This is a genomic window from Glaciibacter superstes DSM 21135 (assembly GCF_000421145.1).
In the GTDB taxonomy this organism is placed as follows: Bacteria; Actinomycetota; Actinomycetes; order Actinomycetales; family Microbacteriaceae; genus Cryobacterium; species Cryobacterium superstes.
The window spans coordinates 13,081-36,961 of sequence record NZ_ATWH01000020.1 but is presented as its reverse complement, the minus strand read 5'-3'; the positions used below and the strand labels follow the sequence as shown (position 1 = coordinate 36,961).

Genomic DNA, 23,881 nt, shown 5'->3' with positions numbered 1-23,881 from the left:
CTGAGAATTGCGCCCTCAGACGTGATCCACACGTTTGCCCCAAGTTGTTCGGTGTCGCCGAGGCGTTCCGCATCGACCGAGATCACCTTGCCCCCCGCACGTGTGGTACGCGTAACCCCCCAGCTCCGGCCAGCTATCTGTGCACGGGACCATCCCTCTGGTATCCGCTCAATCAGCGCGTCAAGCTCTTGATCCCGAGATCCGTCCATTTCATCCATCCTCACCGCTTCTGCTGAGTGACGCCGGCATGCCGACTCTGCCGTGAATGGAGATCAAGACAGAACGGGCATCCACATCAGTTTTCCGGGGCAGGCGTATCGTTCTGTGCGGCGATGTCTGTGCGGACCTCGCGCATGTCGAGGTTCTTGACGGACTCTACGACCTGCGCGAGAGCCGGGGCCGGCAGTGCGCCCGCCTGGTTGAAGACGAGGACACCCTCACGGAATGCCATCAGAGTGGGAATCGCGGTGATCCCCGCGGCCGCCGCGATACGCTGCGCGGCCTCGGTGTCGAGCTTGCCGTGGACGATGTCGGGATGATCTTCTGCGGATCGCTCGAAGATCGGGGCGAACTGATGGCAAGGGCCGCACCACGTGGCCCAAAAATCGACGAGGACGATGTCGTTGTCCTTGATAGTGGTCTCGAAATTGTCGTCTGTGAGTTCGACGGTTGTCATGATGTTCCTTTCCTCGATGTGGCAGTCATTCAAGTGTTCTTTACGTGGGGTCGGGCGAATTCAGTCAATGCCCGCGCCTCGCGGTGCTGTTGCCCGGGATGGCCGAATCGCGAACATCGGCATACTCGGGATGGGCGCTGACGAATTCCGCCGCGAACGGACAGGTGACGGTAACGGTCTCTCCTTGCGCCCGAAGCTTGTCAAGGACGCCGCCGAGGAGCCTGGCAGCGATCCCCCTACCTCGGAACTCAGGAAACACGGATGTCGCCAGGAGAGTGACGCGGCTACCCGTTTTGCTGTAAACGACTCCAGCAACGGTCACGCCCCCCAATGTGGCCTCGTAAATGCCGACATCACTGTCTTCGATGATGATGAGGTCTTCAGCATCGGGCGTAGTCGCTACCGACAGATCCATGTCTGCGCCGTCCTGCTCTGTGCCGGTCAGGGTGACCATGCCCTCAGCGTTGCCTGCCATGCTGCCTCCTAATCGTTCGTTCTGTCGGCGGTCGGGAGCGCCCGGCCAGCCGGATGAAGCGTTTCCTCTACGCGGTGACGGTGTCACCGAAGTCCCAGATTGCGCCGGTCCGGCCGCCGTCCGGACCGAGGAGATGGCCGAGCAGCGCATTGGCGGATTCCTGCGGGGTGATCAGGGCACCAGAGTGGTACCTGGTGACGAAGCGGTCGCGCAGGCCGGCGCCGATGCGTTGGGGATCTTGACTACGGATCCAGCCCTGCATGGCGGTGTCGACACCCCCTGGCCGGTAGACGTTGACCGTCACACCCGTGCCGTCGAGCTCGGCGGCGAGGTTGAGACTGTGTGCTTCGAGAGCAGCCTTCGTGGCCGCGTAGGCATTACCACCGATCATCGAGGAGGGATGGCCCACGACGCTTGACGAGACGTTGACAATACGAGCCCAACCGGCCTTGGCCATGCGCGGAGCAAGTGCGGCACTCAGTGCTACGGGAGCGATCACATTGATCTCAAATGCTTGACGCAGCTGGTTCGGGCTGATCGTGGCGCTTGCGCCGAGGGGTTCGACAGTGGCCGCGTTGTTGATCAGAACATCGATAGGGCCGCCGGACAGCAGGTCGGCGATCACCTTGGCGCGCTGGGCGTCGTCGGTCAGATCGGCAGTCACGACGCGAACCTCAGCACGCGACGAACTCGCCCTGATGGCGTTAGCAGTCTCATCGAGCTGATCGGCGGTACGGGCGAGAAGAATCACATCGGCCCCGGCCCGCGCAAGTCCGCCCGCGATCGCCGCGCCGATCCCCCTTCCAGCACCCGTGATCAGTGCGGTCTTGCCAACAAACCCAGCTCTCATACTCCACGGTTCCTTTCACGCGATGTGCGGCATGGCCTCACCCAGATCACATGGCGCGCCACGCAGTCTGATGAGCGAGAAGGCACAACACAAGCCAGCTGCACCTACCTCATGTGTGTCGAGTTTTCGCGCCGTCTTACCAAAAACCTCTATCGCGTTCGTCCTCGCCGACCGGGTGCGCCACAACCCCGTCCGAACAGCGTTGTAAGACGCCGTGGTTTGCCGCCACTAACCGTTGACGGACTTGATGAGAAAGGCGATCGAATATGACCAACACCGGTGACGGCAACGACTTCGACAACTCGGCGGAAGACTCCGGCCTGCTTCCGCCCGACGAGAGCCTCGACACCGATGAACTCGGGGACGATATAGACGAAGTCGGGTACTCCCCGTTGGATTGGCGGCCGGCCGACCTTTCCTGGGGGTTCACGCCGCGAGAGGCGCGGTCCCGAGAGCCTCTATCCGCCCGGCTCGCCCGAGAGATCCCCGACGAGACAGAAGAAATTCTCGGAGATGGTATCGGAGACACCACCGACACTGACGGTGAGGTGATCGATGATCAGGTCGGTTCGGTCCGAGCTGGCCGTCTGGCTTGGGCCGAACCAGAGAGCTTCGACCCGGCGGCGGACTACTGGGCGAACGACATCGGCATCGACGGGGGCGGTGCATCAGCGGAGGAAGCGGCGGTTCACATCGTTTTAGATCCAGACGATCTACGCTGACCGTGAATATGTATCTGTCCCGCATCGGCCTGGGCGGTCGAGGAGGAGGATCAGCGGATGGATGGCGAATTCAAGAAACCGGCGGCAGTCCTTTTCGACATCGATGAGACGTTGGTGCACACGGGCGGTTCGGGCGCGCGGAGCTGGGCCTGGGCTTTTGAGCAGCTGCACGGCGTTCCCGCCGATATCGGGGAGCACAGTTCGGCCGGAGAGACGGACCCGCAGGTCGGCAGAGCGACCTTCCGCGCCGTGATCGGTCGGGAGCCCGGCAACGAGGAGATGGGCCGACTGTACGCCAAGTATCTGTGGCACTTGTCGGAAGACATCTGGACCTCGCCTGGATACCGCGTCCTCGACGGCGCCGACGACGTACTGCAGCGCCTGACCGATGCAAGCATCATCCTCGGCGTCGTCTCCGGTGCTATGGAGGGTGCGGCCCGGATGAAAATGGAACCGGGTAAGCTCGGGCGCTACTTCATCTTCGGCGCCTATGGCTCGGACTCGCCGGACAGGACGGAAGCGGTCCGGCTGGCGATCGAGAAGGCCGAACGGATGCATGGCCAGGACCTCGAGCGGGAGGATGTCTTCGTCGTCGGCGACACCCCACACGATATCGAGTCCGCGCACGCCGCCGGCGCGACGGCGATCGGGGTCACAACAGGTCACTACTCGAAGGAGGACCTCGAGGCTGTGGGAGCGGATCAGGTGATGGACTCGCTGACCGAATCGTTCCCCGGCTTGTAGCCGATCAGCGACGTTAGGGCTGATCCGGTGCCCCGATCCGGAACGCCGCCAAATCGTCGGCGTCACGCCCATCGTCGGCGCCGGCGCCGGCGGCGCCGGTGACGCGATTGCGGTCGCGCTGGCGGTCGGCCTGTCGACCTTGTTGCTGGGCCGGCTGGTAGCCGTCCTGATCCGACTGGCCACCGGGTCGGCAACTGTCGCGACCGGCACGGCCGCCGGAATCATCGCCCCACTGACAACACGACCTGTCCCCAGCCCAATTAACGCTGGTAGTCATCGGCGCCGGTGCCGGATCGTTGTTCTTCTCCCACGTGAATGATGCGGGCTTCTGGCTTGTCAAAGAATACTTCCGCCTGACGGTCGGTCAGACGATCAAGATCTGGTCGGTGATGGAGACCATCATTCCGGTGATGGGGCTGATATTGACGTCCGTGCTCTGGTTGGTCGTCTGACCAGCAGCCGCGGTCTCGGACGCGTCTCTCCCTTGCCCTACTGACGGGCGAGCTGACGCTCTCGGGCAGCTTGCATGCGATTCGTATGCTTTACCACCATGGAATCAGCCGCAGGCGGTCATTTCACGCTCCTGGACGTCTGCACGGCTGAGAGGCCCCGTTCGTGCGCGTAGTCGGTGAGCAGCTCCTTCAGCATCCGACGGCCGCGGTGCAGGCGGCTCATCACGGTACCGATCGGGGTCTTCATGATGTCGGCGATCTCCTGGTAGGAGAAACCCTCGACGTCGGCGAAGTACACAGCCACCCGGAAGTCCTCTGGAATTGCCTGCAGCGCGTCTTTGACGGCGCTATCGGGAAGGTGGTCGATCGCTTCCGCCTCAGCCGACCGCGTGGTCGAAGACGTGAACGACTCCGCGCCGCCGAGCTGCCAGTCTTCGAGTTCGTCCAGCCCGCTCTGGTATGGCGCGCGCTGGTTCTTGCGGTAGGCGTTAATGAAGGTGTTGGTGAGTATGCGGTACAACCACCCAACTAAATTGCTGCCCTGCTGGAACCGACTGAACCCTGCGTACGCTTTAGCGAAAGTCTCCTGGACCAGGTCTTGAGCGTCGGCCGGGTTTCTGGTCATGCGGAGAGCCGCCCCGTACAGTTGATCCATGTACGGAAGCGCTTGCGCTTCGAACAGTGAACCGAGCTCAGAAGACGTATCCGGCTGAGGGCCTGGGTCGTCGGAAGTGGTGTCGTCGGGGTAAGACGAGCCCGTTGACACGCCGTCATCGAGTGGTGACCTAGCACGCCGTTCAACGCCCACTGGCCTCATCTCGCGCGCTGTTAAGGCCACAATCGCGATACTTCGGCACCATCCTAGTTGCGGCCTGCCATGACCCCACCGTCAACATTGAGGATGGCACCCGTGGTCCAGCTCGACGCCGACGAGAGGAGGAACGTGATTGCCGAGGCCAAGTCCTGTGCGGTGCCGACTCGGCCGAGCGGGTGCAGGCCGGCCATCTGCCGTAGTGTGGCATCCCGCTCGTCGGCGGGAATCCAGTCGAAATGGGGTGTGTTCGTGACGGCGGGCGCCACGGCGTTCACGCGGATACCCTCGCCGGCGAGCTCAATGGCCAGGTTGTGCGTGAGGGCGTGCAGGCTGGCCTTCGCCATCGAGAATGCGGACGACGGCGTCACAGCAAGCGCCTGATGCGCCCACATCGCGCCGACGTTCACGATGGCGCCGCCCTGACCGCCGGCGATCATACCCCGGACGATGGTCTGGGTAAGGAAGAAGGTCGCCCTGTTCAGGTCGTGATACGAGTCGTAGTCCGCTACCTCGTGGTCGAGGAAGGGCTTGAGCCGGACGAGTCCCGCCGAGTTGACGAGGAGGGTGGCATCAGAGTGGTTGGCTGCTAGATGCTTCTGCGCCTCGACGACCTGGTCCCAGTCCGTCAGATCGGCCGCGATCGACCACGCACTGCCCGAGCGTGACAGGTGCGCCGCGGCGTCATCGAGCTTCCGGCCTGGGCGGCCAACGATCACGGCACTGCCACCCTCCGCGACTACGTCCTCCGCGGTCTTGAAGCCGATGCCACTAGCGCCGCCGATCACGACGATCTTCTTGCCTTCAAAGTCCCTTGCCATGCAAACCACTCCCTATTGGTACGTGTACTTCTAACCCATTCTGTCAGCTATCGGGACCATTCAGTCCATCCGATAGAACCTGTTGCCTTTGACGTAACGAATCGAAGACACCATAAGGGACCATAACGTCCACTCTTCACTCGATCCTTACGGCGCAGATGACGGTCGACAACTCCAAATCGTTGTCAGATGCCGCATTTCACCGGAACTCGGCAGTAAATAGAAGTGTGTTTCATCCATAGGGTCCACTGTTGCGGAGCCACGGGCAGCTCGTACCGGACGAGGTCCTCGAACCGGCCTGCCACCAGGGTGAATACCCGGCGTAACCTTGACTAGGTGGCACTGGCTGAGCGGCAGGCGACACGACCTATCACTCTGCACAGTAGCGGCAGACATGCCCAATGCCCCGAACAGGCTGAACCTGCTTAGCCGCGTCGCTCACCGGTGAAGCCGTCGTGTTACAACTCTTATCGAACTGCTTGGTAAGACGTCGAGGTCTGGTGCCGCTAATGTTGCGAATCGAAAATGCAGTGTCGGCGAGGACTTGATACAGGGAGGTACCTCATGAGGGCAGTAGTAGTGACGGATCAGGCCGCGGGAACGGTCGGGATGACGCTGGCGGAGCGGCCGGAGCCGGAGGCAGCGGGGAACGATGTCGTTGTCCGGGTTCATGCGTCGGGATTCACCCCTGGTGAGTTGACGTGGCCGGGCACCTGGACCGATCGCCTCGGCCGGGACCGAACACCGTCAATCCCCGGCCACGAGCTTGCCGGTGTGGTCAGCGCGCTCGGCTACGGCACGAGGGGGCTGTCGGTAGGGCAGAGAGTCTTCGGCCTCTCGGACTGGACTCGCGACGGTACTCTGGCGGAGTACGCGGCTGTTGAAGCGCGGAACCTCGCGCCGCTGCCGGGGGATGTTGATTTCACGGTGGGCGCGAGCTTGCCGATCTCGGGGTTGACTGCGTGGCAGGGGTTGTTCGTGCACGGCCGCTTTCAGGTAGGGCAGAGCATTCTCGTGCACGGCGCGGCCGGTGGGGTCGGATCGATGGTGACGCAGCTCGCCCGAGAGGCCGGCGCCTACGTCATCGGCACTGGACGTGCCAGCGACCGGCAGATGGCGCTCGACTTCGGTGTGCAGGAGTTCGTCGACCTCGACAGCGATTCACTGGAAGACGTCGGTGGAGTCGATCTTGTTTTCGACGTCATCGGCGGCGACATCGGGAAGCGGTCCGCGGGCCTGATTCGAGCCGGAGGAACACTGGTGACCATCGCCGGTCCGCCCGAGGCGCGGCCGGCAGAGGGGTTGGCGGTTGACTTCGTCGTCGAGGCTGATCGCGCGCAACTGGGTGAGGTCGTCCAGCGGGTACGGGATGGGCGGCTGCAGACCAACATCGGCAACGTAGTGGATCTCGATGATGCCGTCGCCGCCTTCAACCCGACCCAGCGGGTCAAGGGGAAGACGATTATCCGCGTTCGCTCGTAGGGACATGGACTATTAACGAAGGGACACCCCCATGACCGACCCAATCCGCTACACCTTCGAGTACCCCGACGAGGCCGGATACCCCGACGGGAAAGGCACCCTCAGTCAGGACCAGGCCGTCCTCATCGACGAGGTAATCGATGATCCTCAGGTTCCCGCGTTCGACTTCTACGTCGTCAATGACGAGAAGAACGGTATCTATGAGGCGATCGTCGGCGACACCGAGATCGGCGGGCTGACCTACAACGTCGCCGGCGCTGACCGACTCGTGCTGCTGGCCGTCTCGGTCCTTCCCGAGTTCCGCAAACAGGGCATTGCCACCGAGGTGATTCGACGTGTGCTGGACGATGTTCGCGTGCAAGGAAAGACGGTCACCATCTTGTGCCCGATCGTGCGCACTTTCATCGAGCACAACCCCGAGTACGCTGACCTCATCGACCCTAGGCACCCGGGAGTGACCAAAGGGTCACGCCGGTCCTAAAGCCGCCAATTAGCTTCCTGACAGAAAGTATGACAGTGACGACCAATATCGTGGCCGAGGCGGCCACCCGTGAAGAGAACAACGCGGCACTCATTGCTGCTTTGGACGAGACAGGTCTTAACGAAGCGGAGTCCAGCTGGGAGCTCGATGTCCTCAACGACGCAGAGCACGGTCGCTGGATCGCCACCCTCGGTGCAGACGCGATCGCCGAGCTCGCGTATCGGTTCGTGGGCGGCCGTGTCGTGCTGCTGACGACCTGGGTCAACCACGCCTACCGCAACCATCGGGTAGCGACAGAACTCGTCGCTCGTGTGCTGGATGAGATTCGCGAGAGCGGGAAGAAAATCACGATCATCTGCCCGGTCGTGGGTGAGTTTATTGCCCGCAACCCGGAATATCTCGATCTCATCGACAAGGTGCATCCGGGCTCCGGTGCGTACCCCCAGCACGAACCCGCGGTCGGCCATGACGACGACGAGCAACTCACCGCCTTCGAGCACGACTTGGCGTAGAAGGAGAAGAACCATGAATGACTACGTCACAACGACTGAACTGCGTCCCATCGCGCCCGGCGAGTACGTTGGCAATGCCACTTGATCAAGCAGGCTGAATCCAAATATGGGTCTGCAGGCTCCTGGCTGACAATCGCGAATCGAATCGCTCCGACGGGTTCCCGCATTCAGCGCTCAGCCGTTGCGGTGACCAGGTTGCGCTCCAGCGCTTCGAACGCCGCGAGGGTTGCCTCCTGCTGCGCAGGATCGAGCAAACCCACGGTGAGGCGCTCCAGCTCCTGCCAGATCTCGTCGATCTCCGTGCGCAGATGACTGCTGGCCGGGGTTGGCTCGATCAACGAGGCTCTGGCGTCTGAGGGGTCGGGGCGGCGCCGGACGAAGCCCGCGCGTTCGAGCCGCTGGATCGTGCGCGTAATAGTCGCAGCGTCCGAGTCGAGAAACTTGGCGAGGTCGGATTGCCTCTGCTCTCCTCGATCCCACAAATGCATCATGACTAGTTCCTGGCCAGGGTACAGACCGGTGCGCCGCAGCATTGAGCCGGCAAGCATCCGGTGCAGCCGTGCCACCCGGAAGATCGCGTGGCTGATCGGGCCTCCGGCCGCCGTCGTTGGCTGACGCACAACCGCGCGGGATGTCTGGCTCTGTGCTTCGCCGTCGGAATCCGTCCCATTCTCTCGCCGCTGTGTCTCTCGCCGCTGTGTCATCTGCAATCTCCTCGATTCTCCGCGCCTAGTTTAAGGCATTGTTGTCCGAACAACATACGTGGCCTCAAAATAAGTTCTCGTTCTTGGGAATAAAGGGACCCGTGTATTACTTGTTCGAACATGTAAACACGAAAGGAGATCACCGTGGAAATTCTCACCACAGGACACAGAGGCGGGGTCGGCCAACCGGCTGAACTCGTTCGCTCGCCATGAGCCGGCAGGAGGAGTTCATCGCCTGGACTATCAGCGAGTTCAGGGCCAACCACGGCCAGGTCGGTGGACCGTTCGCGGGCGCTCCACTGGTACTGGTGCACAGCCGCGGCGCCAAGACCGGCCTTGAGCGCGTCAACCCCATGATGTATCTCGCAGACGCTGCACGGTACCTGGTTTTCGCCTCCAACGGCGGCGCGGACAAGAACCCAGCCTGGTACCACAACCTCCTCGCGCACCCGTCCACGGTGATCGAGGTGGGGGATGAGCGAATCCACGTTGCGGCAAGCGAATTGCACGACGCAGAGCGAGACCGCTTCTACGAGGAGCAGGCCAGTCGCTTCCCCGGGTTCGGCGGCTATCAACGGATGACGCGGCGCACCATCCCCGTCGTCGCACTCAGCCCCGTCGATTCCGACGCAACCAACCACGCATCCATGACCCAACCAGCCACTGCCACACCAAGCATCGACACAACCAAGCACTGAGGAGAACCGCATGACAACGAACGACGACCAGAACCTCGACCCCGCCGCATTGTCCCCGCTGTGGCAGCCAACCGTAGTCGGCGATCTGCAACTGCCGCACCGGCTCGCGATGGCACCGATGACGCGTGACCGCTCCCATGAGAGCGGCGTACCCAGTGACATGAACGCCCGGTACTACGCCCAGCGCGCCTCCATGGCGCTCATCATCACCGAGGGCACCCAACCTTCCGCGGACGGGCAGGGATATCTGCTCACACCGGGCATCTACCACGACGATCACATCGATGGCTGGCGTGCCGTCACCGACGCGGTGCACGAGGCAGGGGGCCGCATCGTGATTCAGCTGATGCATGTGGGTCGCGTCTCCCATCCTCAGAACACGCCGCACGGACGCCAGGCCGTGGCGCCGTCATCCGTCGCACCGGCCAGCCCGATGTTCACTGCCGCCGGCATGCAGCCGATTCCCGAGCCGCGCGACCTGTCGACGGATGAGGTGCGCGGGGTAGTGGAGGAGTTCCGTCTCGCCGCCCGGGCTGCGATCGCTGCCGGGGCTGACGGAGTGGAGATCCACTCGGCGAACGGGTACCTGCTGCAGCAGTTCCTGTCGAACAATGCGAACCAGCGCACGGATGAGTATGGCGGATCGATCGCCAACCGGATTCGGCTCAGCGTGGAAGTCGCGGCCGCCGTTGCCGACGAGATCGGCGCTGGACGTACGGGCATCCGTGTCTCGCCAGGGAGCCCGCTCAATGACATCGTCGAGCACGATTCCGATGAGCTCTACAGTGCTCTGGTCTCGGCTCTGGCTCCCTTGAACCTCGCCTACCTGCACATTGCCTCGGGCGGGGGCGATGCTCCACTACTGCGTAAACTGCGCAGCCTGTGGCCGAACACACTGTTGCTCAACCGCGGCGGCGTCGACCTCGAGACTCGTGTACGCGACATCGAAGACGGTCTCGCCGATGTCGTCACCGTCGGCAGCCTCGCGCTGGCCAATCCGGATCTGGTCGAGCGGCTGAAGTCTGGTGCTTCGCTCAACGATCCTGATCAGAGGACGTTCTACGGCGGCGACGAGCGTGGCTACCTCGACTACCCGACCCTCGAGCTCGCTGCCGTCGAGTAACGCGGCACACGCGACGCTCCGATTCAACCGCGGGAGCCTCGAGCGTCCGGCCAGGGCACAGTAACAGTGCCCTGGCCGGGTTCGTCCTGCTTGATGTGGTACAGAACTGCTGCTAGATGTACTTCAAGGGCGTCGCGTTCTAGTCGGCGCCGAAGTCGAACGCGGCGCCCTCTGAGGTGAGGTCTGTGGCGCGACCCTGGGCATCCGTTTTGGTGTCGACGACCTCGCCGCCGAGAATCTCATTCGCCTCACCAGCCTTAAGGGTGCCGACCAGCTCTCCCGTCGGCCCGCCGACGATGCCCGCTGCCGCATACTGCTCGAGACGCGCTCGGGAGTCGGCGATGTCGAGGTTGCGCATGGTGAGCTGGCCGATGCGATCGTCAGGGCCGAATGCGGGGTCGCCGACCCGCTCCATCGACAGCTTGTCGGGGTGGTAGCTCAGGCTGCTGCCTGTCGTATCCAGGATCGTGTAGTCGTCGCCGCGGCGGAGTCGAACAGTGACCTCGCCCGTGACCGCTGAACCGACCCAGCGCTGGATGGACTCACGCAACATGAGTGACTGCGGGTCGAGCCACCTGCCTTCGTACATCAGGCGACCGAGTCGGCGACCCTCTGCGTGGTAGTTCGCGATGGTGTCTTCGTTGTGAATAGCGTTGAGGAGTCGCTCATAGGCGATGTGCAGGAGAGCCATACCCGGCGCCTCGTAGATGCCGCGGCTCTTCGCCTCGATGATGCGATTCTCGATCTGGTCGCTCATACCGAGGCCATGGCGGCCACCGATGACGTTGGCTTCGAGCACCAGGTCCACCGCATTAGCGAATTCAACCCCGTTGAGGGCGACCGGCCTGCCGGCCTCAAAACGGATGCTGACAACCTCTGAGGCGATCTCGACATCCTCGCGCCAGAACGGCACGCCCATGATCGGCTCGACGATCTCTATCCCAGAACTCAGTTCCTCCAGGCGCTTGGCCTCGTGGGTGGCGCCCCAGATGTTGGCATCGGTGCTGTACGCCTTCTCGGTTGAGTCTCGATACGGGAAGTCCCGTGCGGCCAGCCACTCGCTCATCTCCTTGCGACCGCCGAGCTCGTTCACGAAGTCCACGTCGAGCCATGGCTTGTAGATGCGCAGGCGCGGGTTCGCGAGCAGCCCGTAGCGGTAGAAACGCTCGATGTCGTTGCCCTTGTAGGTGGAGCCGTCGCCCCAGATGTCGACGCCGTCTTCCTTCATGGCGCGCACCAGCAACGTGCCGGTGACAGCGCGGCCGAGCGGCGTGGTGTTGAAGTAGGCCTTGCCGCCGGAGCGGATGTGGAAGGCACCGCACTGCAGGGCGACGAGGCCCTCCTCGACCAGTGCGCTCCTGGCATCGACGAGGCGCGCGATCTCGGCGCCATACTCCTTCGCCCGATCGGGGACGGCCCCGATGTTCGGCTCGTCTGCCTGGCCGATATCGGCCGTGTAGGTGCACGGCACTGCGCCCTTTTCGCGCATCCAGGCCACGGCCACGGAGGTGTCGAGCCCTCCGGAGAAAGCGATGCCGACACGTTCGCCGACGGGGAGACTGCTCAAGACTTTGGACATGACTACGATCTTATGGTCATCTCTGCGATGTGTTGTCTGGCTGCCGGCGTCACTCGCTCCGGGAGCTCTTTCGACAGCGTGATGATCGTTAGGTGCAGCGGCTAGGCCGGTCGCGGCTTGACACCGGTGCCAGACTCTCTCCGAGCGCACTGATCTCGTACTCCACCCTCGGAGGGATCTGGGGATACAACGTTCTGGTGATGAGTCCGTCTCGCTCGAGCTGGCCACTACCGGCTGAACAAAAGGTGAGCGACGCAATCGAACGACTCGCGAGACGTTCGAGATCTCGCTTCAGGCCTATACGGATGCCGGCGGCAGCGCAGCTGAAGCCAGCGCGCGACTGAAGTGCGCTGACTCAGCGCCCGTTCATCCCGCAGCGCCGCGACGACGTCGTATAGACAGCGCCGTCCCGGCCGCCAGCGTGAAACACAGCGGTCGGTACACGGTGTTGTCGAGGTCGATGAACCGCTGTGACGGTTCCGGGAGTCCCAGTGCACTGACGGCCACACGGCCGCCGGCCAGCCCTCGCGTCGCCAGCACCGCAACGATGCCCCATCTCGCCAGGGTGGCGAGCCTTCCCGAACCGCCGGCGCCGGCAACCACGGCAGCGGCGACGGCTGCGGCCCCCGCAACGGCATAACACTCCGGCGGATCTGGTGCGACTGGACTTCCGACGACGGCATCTGCGAGCTCAGCGCGTGTCTGCATCGGCCAGCTGGAGCCACGACCCCAGGCCACGTGCGCGAGTCCGATGCCGGCAATTCCGGCGGATCCCACAATGGCGGCAATGGTTCGCATGACTCCCATCTTTCGAGCGTAGCGGCCCACCGACTCTCAGAGGGGCGGTCTGTGCGCTCGCTTCTGACGGGCGGTGGCCTTGACAGAAGCGGAGTAGCGGCGTGGACTCGAGAGTGACCGGCAACGTCCGAATGCCCAAACGTCCGAATGCCCAGCAGAGGAGTTTCGTCATGCCGAGCACAGCGTCACGCACAGGATGGCTGCGCGGCGCGCTCCCCGTTGCCCTGGCGGGAGCCGTTGCGCTGGCGCTCGCCGGATGCACCGGCGAGGGCCAGGGTGCGCCGCAGATCCTGCCGACATCGCCCGCGCAGAGCGCCAGCCCGGGGCCAGGCACAAGCTCGTCGGCTCCACCCGCAGGGAGCGAAAGTCAGGAAGCGCTGCTGAGCGCCGGCGAACGAGCGCTGACCGAGGTACCCGACAGTACGGTGACTGCAATCGATAGCGAGCGCAACGGAACCGTCTGGGAGGTGCACGTCGTCACCTCCGACGGCACCGAGTATGAGATGGACATCTCCGCGGACGGGAGCGAGCTGGTGAGCGGACCGACCGCGGATGCCGACGACGCGGAAGACAAGGCGGAGCACCTGAACCAGGTCAACGCGGCCGCGATCGACTACCGGGAAGCAGCAAAACGGATGCTCGCCGCCGTGCCAGGCGGCAGGATCACCGAGCTGGAACTCGACTCGGAGCACGGCAAGACGGTCTGGGAAGCGGACGTGATCGACAAGTCCGGAGCGAAGCACTCCATTCAGATCGATGCCGGCGACGGCAGTGTGCTGCGCGACAGCACGCCCTGAGACAGGCCACACGATCACCATCGACAATCCGAGTCAGAGGAAATACGCTCGGTGACGTATGCGCCGCAAAGACGACCGAGAGGAACTGAGAATGCCCAAGACCGAGACGCACACCCTGGACGTGCCAGGGGCGGTCCTCACCTACGACGTTCATGAGCCGAGCCGCCCCGGCGACCACCCACCGCTTTTCATTTTCGGCTCGCCGATGGGGGCATCCGGATTCAAGCAGTTGGTGTCGCACTTCGATGACCGCATCGTGGTCACTTACGACCCACGGATGACGGAGCGCAGTCACCTGAAAGACGGTGGCGAAGTGACCACCGAGATCCACGGTGACGACCTCCATCGAGTGGTTGAAGCCGTCAGCCGAGGACCGGTCGACGCGTTCGGATCAAGCGGCGGTGCTGCGGCCGCGCTGCCCTGGGTGGTGGCCCACCCGGGCGATATCCGCACGTTGGTCGCGCACGAGCCTCCTCTGGCGATGCTGCTGGAGGACGCCGAGATGGTCCTGAAGGTCAACGCCGACATCGTGGACACCTATCGTCAACGCGGGTACGGACCCGCCATGGCGAAATTCATTCAGTTGGTGTTTCAGTCTGGACCGTTGCCTGGGGACTACCTGGAGCAGCCTGACCCCGATCCAGCGCAGTTCGGCTTGTCGACTGACGATGACTGCTCCCGTGATGATGCCCTGCTCGCCTACAACATGGCCATGCCGCCGTACACGCCCGACGCTGCGGCGCTGATCGCATCGGGGGTGCGCATCGTGCCCGCTATCGGTGCTGAGGGCGAGGGCACTCTGGCCCGCCGAGGTGGCGAGGCGTTCGCTGACTTGCTTGGCACCGTGCCCGTGGTCTTCCCCGGTGACCATGGTGGCTTCACGGCGAACGACTGGACTCCGAACAACGATCCAGCGGCGTTCGCCGAGAAACTGCGTGCGGTGCTGGATGACGCTGGTTGAACCAGTCGAAGTCGATGGTCAGGGTCAGTCGGCTGCGCGCAGCCAGGCCAGTTGGGCGCGAACGGATGCCTCGGCGGCGAACCGCACGGCCGCATCCGTTTCTGAATAGACCAGGTCGGTGACCCGCCCGACCAGTTGCTCAAACGACCGGTCGCCAGACGCGGTCGCATCCGACCCCAACTCCGCCAGCGCCCTGCGCACCTGGTCGAGGCGCTCGCGGCGGTGGGCGAGGTAGGCGTCGCAGATCGTGACGAGATCGGGCAGCACCGGGCCATGCGCCGGGAGTACCGTCGCCGGACCGAGTTCACGCAACACAGCGAGTGAGCGCAGATAGTCCCCGAGGGTGCCGTCAGGATCGGCGATGATGGTTGTTCCGCGACCGAGGATGGTGTCGCCGGTGAGAACGGAGCCGTTCGGCCCGTCGTCTGGCAGGTGGAAGCAGACCGAATCATTCGTGTGCCCTGGTGTTGCGATGACGCGGATGCGTGCGCCGCCGGCTTCGATCACCTCGCCATCGACCAAGGGCTCGCCAGTGATGTCGAGCGCGGGGATGTCGAGCGCGGGGATGCCGAGCGCGGGGATGCCGAACGCCGGGACACAGAAGGCAGGGTCAGCGGCCCGCACCGGCGCACCGGTGAGCTCGGCGAACCGAACGCTCGCTTCACTGTGATCGCGGTGATGGTGGGTGATGAGCACCAGCTCGACGCGCCCGTCAGCGGCGAGGGCGGCCAGATGGTCTTCGTTCCGCGGGCCGGGATCGACCACGACCACCGTCTCGGAGCCGGGCGCACTGATCAGGTAGGAGTTCGTTCCATCGAGTGTCATCGGCCCCGGGTTCGGTGCGAGCAATCGCCTGGTGAGGGGGCTGCTCCGTTCGAATGCCATGTTCTGCAGCCTAGCCTCGTGCAGCAGCAGCAGATGAGACGCCCGCGTAGGGTGGAAGGGAGGCTGCGCGGTGGCGAGCCGGAACGGGAGACGCGATGACGCGAGATGCAGGCGAAACGGATGCCGCAGCATCCGTTACCGCTCCTGTTGCGGCGGCAACCGTCGTGCTCATGCGCGACGGGACAGCGGGTTCAGATGGCACGGCCGGCATCGAGGTGCTGCTGCTCGAGCGGCCACGCGACCGCGGCTCGTTCGCCGGCGCCTGGGTCTTTCCCGGCGGCCGGGTCGATCCGGAGGACCGGGTGGCATCGAACACCGATCCCGAAGCTGTCCCCGAAGCCGATTCCGAAGAAGCCGCCGCAAGCCGCGCGGCGGTGCGCGAGGTGCGGGAAGAGACCGCGCTCGAGTTGACCCCCGATGCGCTGGTGCCGACCGCTCGCTGGACTCCACCTGAGAGTGCACCGAGACGCTTCCACACCTGGTTCTTCCAGGCGAGGGCGCCCAAGGGAGACGTCGTGCTGTCTCCGAACGAGGCCGTCGACTTCGCCTGGCTCCGCCCACAGGTCGCGCTCGACAGCCACGGCTCTGGTCTGCTCGCGCTCGTTCCACCGACCTGGGTCACGCTCCACGAACTGTCGAAGCACGCCACAGTGCACGATGCACTGGAGGCCGCGCGTCACGGCACCGTTCAGAATTATGTGACCCGCATGGGTGCGAACACACGCGGCGATGTGCTCCTGTGGCAAGACGACATCGCCTACGCGGATGACGCACTGTTCGAAGCCGATGGCGCGCGAAACCGCCTGGAGATCGGCGACTTGCCCTGGGTGTACAACCGGTCCTGACCCCTTGTCATCCCCTGCGCGCCAGCGTTGAATGGAGCAAACGAAGGGACAGCATCATGGCAAAGGTCATCGAGCACGAACCCCCATACACGGTCGGCTACTTCGTCGGCAGCCTCGCCTCGGCGTCGATCAACCGCACCCTCTCGAAAGTGTTGGTGCGACTTGCCCCAGAGCAACTGGAGATGACGGAGATCGCGATCGGCAACCTCCCGCTCTACAGCTACGACTACGACGCCGACTACCCGCCCGTCGCGCGGGATTTCAAGGCATCGATCGAGTCGATGGACGCGGTGCTGTTCGTCACCCCCGAGTACAACCGGTCGATTCCCGGCGCGCTGAAGAACGCGATCGATTGGGCCAGCCGCCCCTGGGGAACCAATTCATTCACCGGCAGGCCGTCTGCCGTGATCGGCACATCGAGCGGGGCGATCGGCACGGCGGTGGCGCAACAGAACCTGCGCAGCGTGCTCAGCTTCTGCAATTCACCGCAGATGAACGCGCCTGAGGCCTATATCCAGACCGTTCCCGGGTTGTTCACCGATGACGGAGAGTGCACCAACGACGGCACCCGTGAGTTCCTCGAAAGCTGGATGAACGACTTCCTGTCGTTCATCCAGCGGGTGCTCACGGTTGTTCCGAGCTCCGCGCGCGGCTGACGCGAGTGACCCAGCACCGGGCCGCTAGAACCAGGTGCTGAGGCGCGGGGGGTGCGCAGACCGGAACGTCGCATCGAGGCGAGCCGCGGCATCCGTCGTCTGTTCGGTGAGGCGTGCAGACCCGGCCAGGTCGACCGCGCTCGCACCGCCCAGGTAGAGCGACGCCAGGTCGGCGGCAGTGAGCGTGAGGCGCGCGGCGGCCGACGACGGATCAGTATCGCTTTCGGCCAGCGGATGCGCGGTGCCGCGCCCGTCAGCATCAACCGTGAGCAGGTACTCGCCATCGATGAAGCCGAGATCGTCTTCGACGGTGAGCACGAACTCTCCTGGCGACGCGTAGGTGCGTCGTTCGAGCGTGGCTGGAACGTCGAGGATGCGCAGCCACAGGTGGTCGCGCTCGTCGGTCTTCTGCACAGCGCGCCGGTCGGCGACCATCCACGACAGCGGCTCGTTCACGGCGCGCATCGGAGCAGTGATGTCGTCGGTGAGGTCCATCTCGACCAGGATGCGCCACAGTGCGGCGTAGGCGTCGTCGGTCGCGGCGACCAGGTCGGTGACCTCGAGGCGATTGGGAAAGGCCGCGTTCTCGTGCACAAAGCGGTACACCGCGAAGCCCTGCAGCGTGCCGGTCTCGTCGTCGTAGCGAACGGCGTAGAGGTCGTCGCGCTTGTCGTCCTGCGGTTTCGCCGGGTACACCCCGACGATGCGCTGCCAGAGGTCGGTGCGGCGGTCGACCTCGCCGGGGGAGACGCGACGCGCACGCGCGAAGACGGCAGGCGCTTCGCCGAGAAGTGAGGCGGGTGCGACCAGCTGCAGGCGACCAGCGGGCGTCGGGCCCCTCCAGTGGGCGCGGCGGGTGTCAATGGCGTAGTGCGCCTGCCAGGCCGCCGGGCCGAAGCCGTAGCGGCTATAGATGGTGGCTTCAGAGACGGTAAGCATCGCCATCGAGATTCCGGCGTCACGGGCAGTGCGAAGTTCGGCGGTGAGCAGAGCGCGAGCGACTCCGCGGCGACGATAGGTCGGCGCCACGGTCACATCGCTGATCGCCCAGGCCGGAAGGGCGGCGCCACCCGGCACGGTGAGATCCATGATCCAGCTACGCACGGTGGCCAGGGGAGAACCGGCGTCGAGGGCGGAGGAGTCCCAGACCCCGATAACCCGGTCGCCGGCCATGTCGCGCGTCTGAGCTTCGATGAGCGCATCGCTCCGAGCGCCATCGTGGAACCCGCGGGTCTCGGCCAGCAGCCACGCGCGAGCCGCGTCAGCATCCGTCACGTCGAGCAGGCGGTAATCGAGGCCGGTGGTGGCGAGGGTGTCGTGGGAGGTGCGGTCGATCGGAAGCTGAGTGGAGTCGGTCACGCATTCAGCCTAATCGTGACCCGAGGGAGAGTCCGGCGCGGCCAGGCGACGCGGCCGCCCGCGCGGACGCCGCTGGCCGGGTCACTGCCCTCGTCGTCGGCCCAGGGCTCACGCGCGCCGGGTGACATTCCTCCTGGCGTATTTCGAGGCGAGCCGGGCCAAGGCGATGGCAGCGACGAGGAGGCCGAAGTCGCGAAGGGCGACATCGAAGAAACCCGGTACCGTGACCAGGCTGATGATGATGCCGAACAGCCAAGCCGCCACCACCCAGCCGCCGATCCGTGGAAGCACGGCGACCAGCACACCCGCGAGGATCTCGACGACCCCGACGGTGTACATCGCCTGCTGTGCCGTTCCGGGGAACAGGTCTGCCATCCAGGGAGCGAGATACTGCGGCCATTCCGTCAGCAGGTTGAAGAACTTGTCGAGGCCGAAGATGATCGGTGCGACGGTGAACACCGTTCGGAGAATGAAGAACGCCTGGTATCCCGGATCGCGAAGGGTGCCGGTGGATGTGGATGCGGTAGAGGCCGGAGCGGTGGTGGCCATGAGAGGAACCCTTCTAAAAAGAATGATGTGTCTTCTTAGAAGATAGCGACCCGGCAACTCTTTAGTCAATAGCAATTGACTTTAGAACCGGCGCGGTCAGGACCCCCGGATCGTCCGGCGCTAGGACGAAACGGCCGGAACCTCGAAGTACAGGTGGGCGTGCAGGCGGCATCCGTCGTTGAAGGCCGCAGCGCAGTGCGGGCAGGCCGACACCTCCTTATAGGTGGTGATCGTCAGCTCGCTCTGGCAGGCGCCGCACAGGATGGCTTTCTCGCTCCAGTGCGACTTTGGCCACTGCGCGGCCGGATGCGTGACATCGGCGGCGTGACACTCGAAACACGGGTAGTACCGCCCGCAGCAGGCGAACTTGATCGCCACGATGTCTTCGGCAGAGTGATAGTGCACGCACCGCGTGGCACCGTCGACGGTCTGCCCGTACACCGGAATCATGGCAGCCAGCTCATGCGTTCGGCACCAGTTCGGCCGGGCGGCACGGCTGCCCGCCGACGTAATTCAGGCAGGCGTCGAAGTACGCAGGGAACCGCACAGAGTGCGAGTCACCGAACCAGCGCGTGTAGAACAGCCAGAAGTTCAGGTTTCCGTACGCCGAGCATCCGTCGCCTTCTTCGCTCGGATTCGCCAGCGCCGCGTCGTTCGGCTGGTACGGCGTGTAGTTGTACAGGTTGGCGGTCGCCTGGTTGCGGATCTCGATTGGGGTCGCCCCGCAGGCCGCGTCGGGGTGGAACTGCACGTCGACAGCTCCGACCTTGAACGTGCGCTCCGGCTCCTGCGTGTACTGCCGGAACTGCCAGGCCGCGTTGTAGACCTGGTTGAAGAAGCCGAAGTACTCGGTGTCGCAGTCTGCCGTGTCTGGGCAGCCGTAACCGGTGGCACGCAGGTAACCGGATGCGCTGGGCCTGGTCAGCAGGGACTGTTCCTTCTGCAGCAACACCAGGAGAACCCTCGGACTGATCGTGCACGCCTCAGCCACCTTTTCGATGATGCGGCTGGCCGTCTCCTTGCGCGCGGCAGTGTAGGCGGAGCAGTGTCCTTCACCCTGGTCTGGCTGGTAGGTCGTGGTCTCCCGATATTCATCGAGACACGGGGAGTCGTCGCGCGGGCGGCAGTCGCGGTCTTCGAGGAAGTCCTGGATTCCGCCGACGGTCATCGCGAACGGGTTGTAGAAGTTGTAGTCGCTGATGATGAAGCCGGGATCGAAGCCGGCGGTGTCGAGCTCCTTCGATGTGGTCGCGACTGACGCGACCAGGCTCGCGAAGGCCGGCAGCGTCGCATCCGTTTGCGCGGTCTGCGCTTGCGCCTGAACGGACGGCGCCTGCGCCGTGGCGGGCTGCACGACCCCGAGGCCGGCGATCATGGCCGCGATGGCAGCAACAATCGTCATCGCCGTGCGCAGTCGGCGATGAGGAGGCCTGGCTGAACTCGTCACGCACTCGACCCTATCGGCCCCAGGCTGCCGTGATCTGGGAAGGTGGCCTCCCAGTAATGTGGGGCGGGTGCTTCGAACCATGCTGACCGCGAAGATCCACCGCGCAACCGTGACCCACGCCGACCTCCATTACGTCGGATCGATCACGATCGACACCAATCTGCTGGGCGCGGCCGGCATTCTTGCGGGCGAGCAGGTGAGTGTGGTCGACGTCACCAACGGTGCCCGGCTCGAGACGTACACGATCGCCGGCGATCCGGGCAGCGGTGTGATCGGAATCAATGGCGCAGCGGCGCACCTGATCCACCCGGGCGACACGGTGATCGTGATCGCGTATGGATTGTTCGAGACCGACGAGGCGCGCGCGTTTGTGCCGAGGATCGTGCACGTCGATGCCGCGAACCGGATCATTCAGTTGGGCACGGATGCCGCGTCCGCGGTCACCGATGGGCTCCAGCGCCCGCCGCACGCTCTCTGAGCTCACGCTGAGCGTGCCGTCGTTCAGCGGATGCCGAGCCACTCCCGCAGGGAAGTCGCTTCTTCGTGAAGGATCGCCGGGTCGTCTCCCGGAACGAACTCCAGCAACGCGTCTGTGACTCCGAGCGACTCCGCGAGCGGGAGGGCTTCGCTCCAGAGATCGGACCGCTCACTCAGGCGCAGCCGCTCTGACCCTGGCCACCACGAGAAGACATGCACCGTGGAAACGTTCGAACCGAGCGACCGGAGTTCGTCGCAGGCGAGGGCCGCCGAGGCATCCAGTCGCGGTTGCCAATAGGTGGTCAGGTTCGCAGAACCGACGTCACCCAGGAGGGCGAGCGTGGAATCGAGTGTGTCTGTGAGCGTTCCGCCGTGATATTCCACAGCCAATTGGATGCCTGCATCCGCGGCGCGCTTCGTCGCCTCGCGCAGATTCTCGGTGACCTGTAGACGTTCCTCACGCGACACGTCGCCCGAGCCTCTCGTGCCTGCCCACACCCGCACCCGTGGTGCGCCGATGGACTGCGCCGTCGCAAGGAGTGGCGCGACGTCACCCGCGTCGCAGCGATAGTACGAACCGAGCGACGCGACCACCAGGCCGGCATCGCGCGTCTGGTGGCCGATGTTGGCAGCGTGACTGGTGTCACCGACAGGCACATGGGCATCGGTGCCCCATTCGATCGACGCGAGGCCGGCCTGGTCGGCGAAACGGATGACGTCACGAGGTGACAACGCTCGAAACGTCACCGAACACAGTCCGGCGCGGGTGGCGGGCGCAGCGGTGTTCATTCCAGCGGTGTTCATTCCAGCACTGCTCATTGCAGCACGCTACAGGTACGGCGCAACACTCGCATTGACGGCGTCGATCGCGCTTTGCACCGTTTCGGCAAACGGAGCATCCCAGATTCGCTGGTTGAAGATCTCCACTTCAATGTCTCCGGTGTACCCGGCGGCAGCCACCGCTCGGGTCATCGGCTCGAAGTCGATGTGACCTTCGCCCGGCTGACCGCGCCCGAGCAGCACGTCCTGCGGAAGCGGTGTCACCCAGTCACAGACTTGGTAGCTGGCGATGCGGCCGGTGCGACCCGCCCTGGCGATCTGCTCGAGCACCTGCGGATCCCACCAGACGTGGTAGGCGTCCACGATCGTTCCGACTGCTTCGGCGGGAAACTCCTCGGCGATATCGAGGGCCTGGCCGAGCGTGGAGATGACCGCACGGTCGGCGGCGAAGATCGGGTGCAGTGGCTCGATGCCGAGCGTGACTCCCGCAGCGATGGCGTCTGGAACCAGTTCGCCGATCGCATCCCGCACTCGTTCACGCGCCCCAATAAGATCGCGCGAGCCTTCGGGAAGCGCACCGGAGACGAGCACGATGACGGCGGCGGAGCCCGGAGCGCCGGCACGGGCAAGCGTGGCCGCCTCCTCGATGGCGCGACGATTGTCGTCGATGGCCCGTCGACGCGTTGGCCCCTCCGGCGCCGTGAAGAAGCCCCCGCGGCAGAGGCTCGAGAATCGCAGGCCGGAATCGTTCAGACGCCGCGCGGATTCGGTCAGACCGAGGCCGGCGACGGGCTCCCTCCACAGGCCGATCGAACGGATGCCGGCAGCCACCGTCTCGGTGATCGCCTCGTCGAGAGACGCGTACTTGATGGTGGCCTGGTTGATCGAGAGGCGTGGATGGGGGAGGGCCCGCCCCTCGGTCGCTCGAGCGCCCAGCTGAGAACCGGCGTTCGGCTTGGCATCCAGTTCGGTGGTCATGCGTCCACTCCGTTCAGGGCGAGCATGCTGCTCCAGCGGGCCGCAGCCAGTTCCGGCAGCTCAAGCGCGCCGGACTCGTTGGCGAGGTGCACGATCTCGGAGAGATGTGGCAGACTGCGGGCGGCGTGCAGGCCGCCGACCATGCTGAAGGATGCCTGGTGGCCGTTCAGCCACGACAGGAAAGCGACCCCGGTCTTGTAGTAGAAGGTCGGCGCAGCGAAGATCTGGCGCGAGAGTGCTTCGGTCGGCCCGAGAATGCGGTGGTAGCCGTCGAGATCGCCGGCGTCGAGCGCCTGGATGGCGGCTGAGGCATTCGGCCCGACGGCAGCGAAGGCGCCGAGCAGGGCGTCGGAGTGGTGAGCGGCGGAGTGGTCGGTCGCCTCTCCGGCAATCAAGCCCACGTAGTTGAAGTCGTCGCCCGTGAACATGCTGGCTGATTCCGGAAGCCGGAACCGCAGGGCGATCTCGGCCGCGGCATCCAGCAGGCTCATCTTGATTCCGGCGACACGTGACTGGTTCTCGTCGATGATCGCCGCGACGGTGTCTGATGCTGTTGCGACATCCGTCGACCCGAAATAGCCGGCCAAGCTCGGGTCGAACGCCTCGCCGAGCCAGTGCAGGATGGCCGGCGCTCCAGCCTTCGCCAGCACTTCACGGTAGACCCGGCGGTAGTCTTCTGCGTTCTGTGCGGCGCGAGCCAGGTGCCGACTGGCCATCAGCACTACCCGGGCGCCGGCGTTCTCGGCGAAGTGCAACTGCTCGGTGTATGCGTCGATCACGGCGCCCAGCGAGATGATCTCGTCGTCGACGTGGTCGGTGTTCACGCCGACCACCAGGCTTCCGCCGACGGAGTGCGCCTCTGCCGCGCTGCGTGTGATCAGCTCGCGGGTGGCGGCGGGATCGAGTCCCATGTTGCGTTGGGCGGTGTCCATGGCGTCGGCGACGCCGAGCCCCCACGACCAGAGGTGGTGGCGAAAGGCGAGGGTGGCGTCCCAGTCGAGGTCTGCCGGTGCGCCAGGCACGTTGTCTGCCCACGGTTTCGGGATGACATGAGCAGCCGCATAGGCAACACGCGAGACGAGCGGCGTGCTCGGTCTGGTGAACCCGGATGCCGGTGCGAGCGGAACGCGGCTGGCCTGGCCGTCTGCGCTCAGAAGGAGGAGTTCACTCATTGGATGCTCACTATTGCGAGAAGCTCGCGACGCATCAGAAGCTCGCG

28 protein-coding genes and 2 pseudogenes are annotated in these 23,881 nt (G+C 64.6%); 13 read left to right on the top strand and 17 right to left on the bottom strand.

Annotation, left to right across the window (positions count from 1 at the left end; all coding sequences use genetic code 11):
* Positions 1-295: 295 nt before the first annotated feature.
* From trxA to K323_RS27970, 3 genes are all read right to left on the bottom strand, one after another.
* Entirely contained in the window at positions 296-676 is a 381-nt protein-coding gene (gene trxA, locus K323_RS0121840) for a thioredoxin (protein ID WP_022887393.1), read from the bottom strand.
* Positions 677-740: 64 nt separating this feature from the next.
* Positions 741-1,151 carry a GNAT family N-acetyltransferase gene (locus K323_RS29195; RefSeq protein ID WP_022887392.1) on the bottom strand — a complete coding sequence of 137 codons (411 nt, stop codon included), beginning with the start codon at positions 1,149-1,151 and terminating at the stop codon, positions 741-743.
* A gap of 67 nt (positions 1,152-1,218) precedes the next feature.
* Complete coding sequence (locus K323_RS27970) at positions 1,219-2,001, bottom strand: SDR family NAD(P)-dependent oxidoreductase (protein ID WP_022887391.1); 783 nt, start codon at positions 1,999-2,001, stop codon at positions 1,219-1,221.
* 266 nt (positions 2,002-2,267) lie between these two features.
* On the opposite strand from K323_RS27970, the gene K323_RS0121825 reads away from it, so the two are divergent.
* The 3 genes and pseudogenes from K323_RS0121825 to K323_RS29615 form a co-directional block, all read left to right on the top strand.
* Complete coding sequence (locus tag K323_RS0121825) at positions 2,268-2,723, top strand: DUF5709 domain-containing protein (RefSeq protein WP_022887390.1); 456 nt, start codon at positions 2,268-2,270, stop codon at positions 2,721-2,723.
* A 57-nt stretch (positions 2,724-2,780) separates the two neighbouring features.
* Positions 2,781-3,467 (top strand): HAD family hydrolase, encoded by a 687-nt coding sequence (locus tag K323_RS0121820; protein WP_022887389.1) that lies wholly within the window; start codon positions 2,781-2,783, stop codon positions 3,465-3,467.
* Positions 3,468-3,519: 52 nt separating this feature from the next.
* Positions 3,520-3,919, top strand: a pseudogene (locus K323_RS29615) (GntT/GntP/DsdX family permease); the annotation flags it as partial.
* A gap of 118 nt (positions 3,920-4,037) precedes the next feature.
* On the opposite strand, the gene K323_RS27965 reads toward K323_RS29615, so the two are convergent.
* Both K323_RS27965 and K323_RS0121800 read right to left on the bottom strand, forming a co-directional pair.
* Positions 4,038-4,736, bottom strand: a complete 699-nt coding sequence (locus tag K323_RS27965) for a sigma-70 family RNA polymerase sigma factor (protein ID WP_084697620.1) — start codon at positions 4,734-4,736, stop codon at positions 4,038-4,040.
* A 44-nt stretch (positions 4,737-4,780) separates the two neighbouring features.
* On the bottom strand, positions 4,781-5,551 hold the full coding sequence (locus tag K323_RS0121800) for an SDR family NAD(P)-dependent oxidoreductase (RefSeq protein WP_022887387.1): 771 nt from the start codon (positions 5,549-5,551) through the stop codon (positions 4,781-4,783).
* Between the two features lie 564 nt (positions 5,552-6,115).
* Here K323_RS0121800 and K323_RS0121795 point away from each other — a divergent pair.
* From K323_RS0121795 to K323_RS29185, 3 genes are read left to right on the top strand one after another with little or no spacing between them, the layout of a single operon-like run.
* The gene (locus K323_RS0121795) at positions 6,116-7,033 is read left to right on the top strand and encodes an NADP-dependent oxidoreductase (RefSeq protein ID WP_022887386.1); all 918 of its coding nucleotides are present in this window, start codon (positions 6,116-6,118) and stop codon (positions 7,031-7,033) included.
* A gap of 31 nt (positions 7,034-7,064) precedes the next feature.
* Positions 7,065-7,514: a GNAT family N-acetyltransferase gene (locus K323_RS29190; RefSeq protein ID WP_022887385.1), complete on the top strand. Its 450-nt coding sequence runs from the start codon at positions 7,065-7,067 to the stop codon at positions 7,512-7,514.
* A 35-nt stretch (positions 7,515-7,549) separates the two neighbouring features.
* Entirely contained in the window at positions 7,550-8,026 is a 477-nt protein-coding gene (locus tag K323_RS29185; RefSeq protein WP_211219893.1) for a GNAT family N-acetyltransferase, read from the top strand.
* 167 nt (positions 8,027-8,193) lie between these two features.
* Here the strand turns inward: K323_RS29185 and K323_RS0121780 are convergent, their stop codons facing one another.
* On the bottom strand, positions 8,194-8,730 hold the full coding sequence (locus K323_RS0121780) for a MarR family winged helix-turn-helix transcriptional regulator (protein ID WP_022887383.1): 537 nt from the start codon (positions 8,728-8,730) through the stop codon (positions 8,194-8,196).
* Positions 8,731-8,939: 209 nt separating this feature from the next.
* On the opposite strand from K323_RS0121780, the gene K323_RS27950 reads away from it, so the two are divergent.
* Together K323_RS27950 and K323_RS0121770 are read left to right on the top strand one after the other, a co-directional pair.
* Positions 8,940-9,428 carry a nitroreductase family deazaflavin-dependent oxidoreductase gene (locus K323_RS27950; protein ID WP_022887382.1) on the top strand — a complete coding sequence of 163 codons (489 nt, stop codon included), beginning with the start codon at positions 8,940-8,942 and terminating at the stop codon, positions 9,426-9,428.
* A gap of 10 nt (positions 9,429-9,438) precedes the next feature.
* Entirely contained in the window at positions 9,439-10,551 is a 1,113-nt protein-coding gene (locus tag K323_RS0121770; protein ID WP_022887381.1) for an alkene reductase, read from the top strand.
* Positions 10,552-10,690: 139 nt separating this feature from the next.
* Here the strand turns inward: K323_RS0121770 and argG are convergent, their stop codons facing one another.
* The 3 genes and pseudogenes from argG to K323_RS27945 all read right to left on the bottom strand — a co-directional run bounded on the left by argG (position 10,691) and on the right by K323_RS27945 (position 12,928).
* Positions 10,691-12,130, bottom strand: a complete 1,440-nt coding sequence (gene argG / locus K323_RS0121765) for an argininosuccinate synthase (protein WP_022887380.1) — start codon at positions 12,128-12,130, stop codon at positions 10,691-10,693.
* Positions 12,131-12,260: 130 nt separating this feature from the next.
* Positions 12,261-12,350: pseudogene (locus K323_RS30590) on the bottom strand (winged helix-turn-helix transcriptional regulator); the annotation flags it as partial.
* Between the two features lie 146 nt (positions 12,351-12,496).
* Positions 12,497-12,928 carry a DUF3995 domain-containing protein gene (locus tag K323_RS27945; RefSeq protein ID WP_022887379.1) on the bottom strand — a complete coding sequence of 144 codons (432 nt, stop codon included), beginning with the start codon at positions 12,926-12,928 and terminating at the stop codon, positions 12,497-12,499.
* Positions 12,929-13,098: 170 nt separating this feature from the next.
* Between K323_RS27945 and K323_RS0121755 the strand changes: the two genes are divergently transcribed.
* Positions 13,099-13,725: a PepSY domain-containing protein gene (locus tag K323_RS0121755; RefSeq protein ID WP_022887378.1), complete on the top strand. Its 627-nt coding sequence runs from the start codon at positions 13,099-13,101 to the stop codon at positions 13,723-13,725.
* A gap of 91 nt (positions 13,726-13,816) precedes the next feature.
* Positions 13,817-14,686: an alpha/beta fold hydrolase gene (locus K323_RS0121750; RefSeq protein ID WP_026851988.1), complete on the top strand. Its 870-nt coding sequence runs from the start codon at positions 13,817-13,819 to the stop codon at positions 14,684-14,686.
* 24 nt (positions 14,687-14,710) lie between these two features.
* Here K323_RS0121750 and K323_RS0121745 read toward each other — a convergent pair whose 3' ends face one another.
* On the bottom strand, positions 14,711-15,571 hold the full coding sequence (locus K323_RS0121745) for an MBL fold metallo-hydrolase (RefSeq protein WP_022887376.1): 861 nt from the start codon (positions 15,569-15,571) through the stop codon (positions 14,711-14,713).
* 95 nt (positions 15,572-15,666) lie between these two features.
* Here K323_RS0121745 and K323_RS0121740 point away from each other — a divergent pair, with 95 nt between their 5' ends.
* Both K323_RS0121740 and K323_RS0121735 read left to right on the top strand, forming a co-directional pair.
* Positions 15,667-16,416 (top strand): NUDIX hydrolase, encoded by a 750-nt coding sequence (locus K323_RS0121740; RefSeq protein ID WP_022887375.1) that lies wholly within the window; start codon positions 15,667-15,669, stop codon positions 16,414-16,416.
* A gap of 56 nt (positions 16,417-16,472) precedes the next feature.
* Positions 16,473-17,072: an NADPH-dependent FMN reductase gene (locus K323_RS0121735; protein ID WP_022887374.1), complete on the top strand. Its 600-nt coding sequence runs from the start codon at positions 16,473-16,475 to the stop codon at positions 17,070-17,072.
* Between the two features lie 24 nt (positions 17,073-17,096).
* On the opposite strand, the gene K323_RS0121730 is transcribed toward K323_RS0121735, so the two are convergent.
* The 4 genes from K323_RS0121730 to K323_RS27940 all read right to left on the bottom strand — a co-directional run bounded on the left by K323_RS0121730 (position 17,097) and on the right by K323_RS27940 (position 20,427).
* Complete coding sequence (locus tag K323_RS0121730) at positions 17,097-18,431, bottom strand: GNAT family N-acetyltransferase (RefSeq protein ID WP_022887373.1); 1,335 nt, start codon at positions 18,429-18,431, stop codon at positions 17,097-17,099.
* A gap of 108 nt (positions 18,432-18,539) precedes the next feature.
* On the bottom strand, positions 18,540-18,980 hold the full coding sequence (locus K323_RS0121725; RefSeq protein ID WP_022887372.1) for a DoxX family membrane protein: 441 nt from the start codon (positions 18,978-18,980) through the stop codon (positions 18,540-18,542).
* Between the two features lie 120 nt (positions 18,981-19,100).
* Positions 19,101-19,430: a CHY zinc finger protein gene (locus K323_RS0121720; protein WP_022887371.1), complete on the bottom strand. Its 330-nt coding sequence runs from the start codon at positions 19,428-19,430 to the stop codon at positions 19,101-19,103.
* A 10-nt stretch (positions 19,431-19,440) separates the two neighbouring features.
* Positions 19,441-20,427: a hypothetical protein gene (locus K323_RS27940; protein WP_157509544.1), complete on the bottom strand. Its 987-nt coding sequence runs from the start codon at positions 20,425-20,427 to the stop codon at positions 19,441-19,443.
* 67 nt (positions 20,428-20,494) lie between these two features.
* On the opposite strand from K323_RS27940, the gene panD reads away from it, so the two are divergent.
* A complete protein-coding gene (gene panD, locus K323_RS0121710; RefSeq protein ID WP_026851985.1) occupies positions 20,495-20,905 on the top strand; it encodes an aspartate 1-decarboxylase in 411 nt (136 codons plus the stop codon).
* Positions 20,906-20,928: 23 nt separating this feature from the next.
* Here the strand turns inward: panD and K323_RS0121705 are convergent, their stop codons facing one another.
* Genes K323_RS0121705 through K323_RS0121695 form a run of 3 tightly spaced genes read right to left on the bottom strand, consistent with a single transcriptional unit; the run spans position 20,929 to position 23,834 of the window.
* The gene (locus tag K323_RS0121705; protein WP_026851984.1) at positions 20,929-21,723 is read right to left on the bottom strand and encodes a sugar phosphate isomerase/epimerase family protein; all 795 of its coding nucleotides are present in this window, start codon (positions 21,721-21,723) and stop codon (positions 20,929-20,931) included.
* A gap of 9 nt (positions 21,724-21,732) precedes the next feature.
* A complete protein-coding gene (locus K323_RS0121700) occupies positions 21,733-22,662 on the bottom strand; it encodes a sugar phosphate isomerase/epimerase family protein (protein ID WP_022887367.1) in 930 nt (309 codons plus the stop codon).
* Entirely contained in the window at positions 22,659-23,834 is a 1,176-nt protein-coding gene (locus K323_RS0121695; RefSeq protein WP_022887366.1) for a dihydrodipicolinate synthase family protein, read from the bottom strand. The genes K323_RS0121700 and K323_RS0121695 overlap by 4 nt, the downstream gene beginning before the upstream one ends.
* Positions 23,835-23,881: the final 47 nt, after the last annotated feature.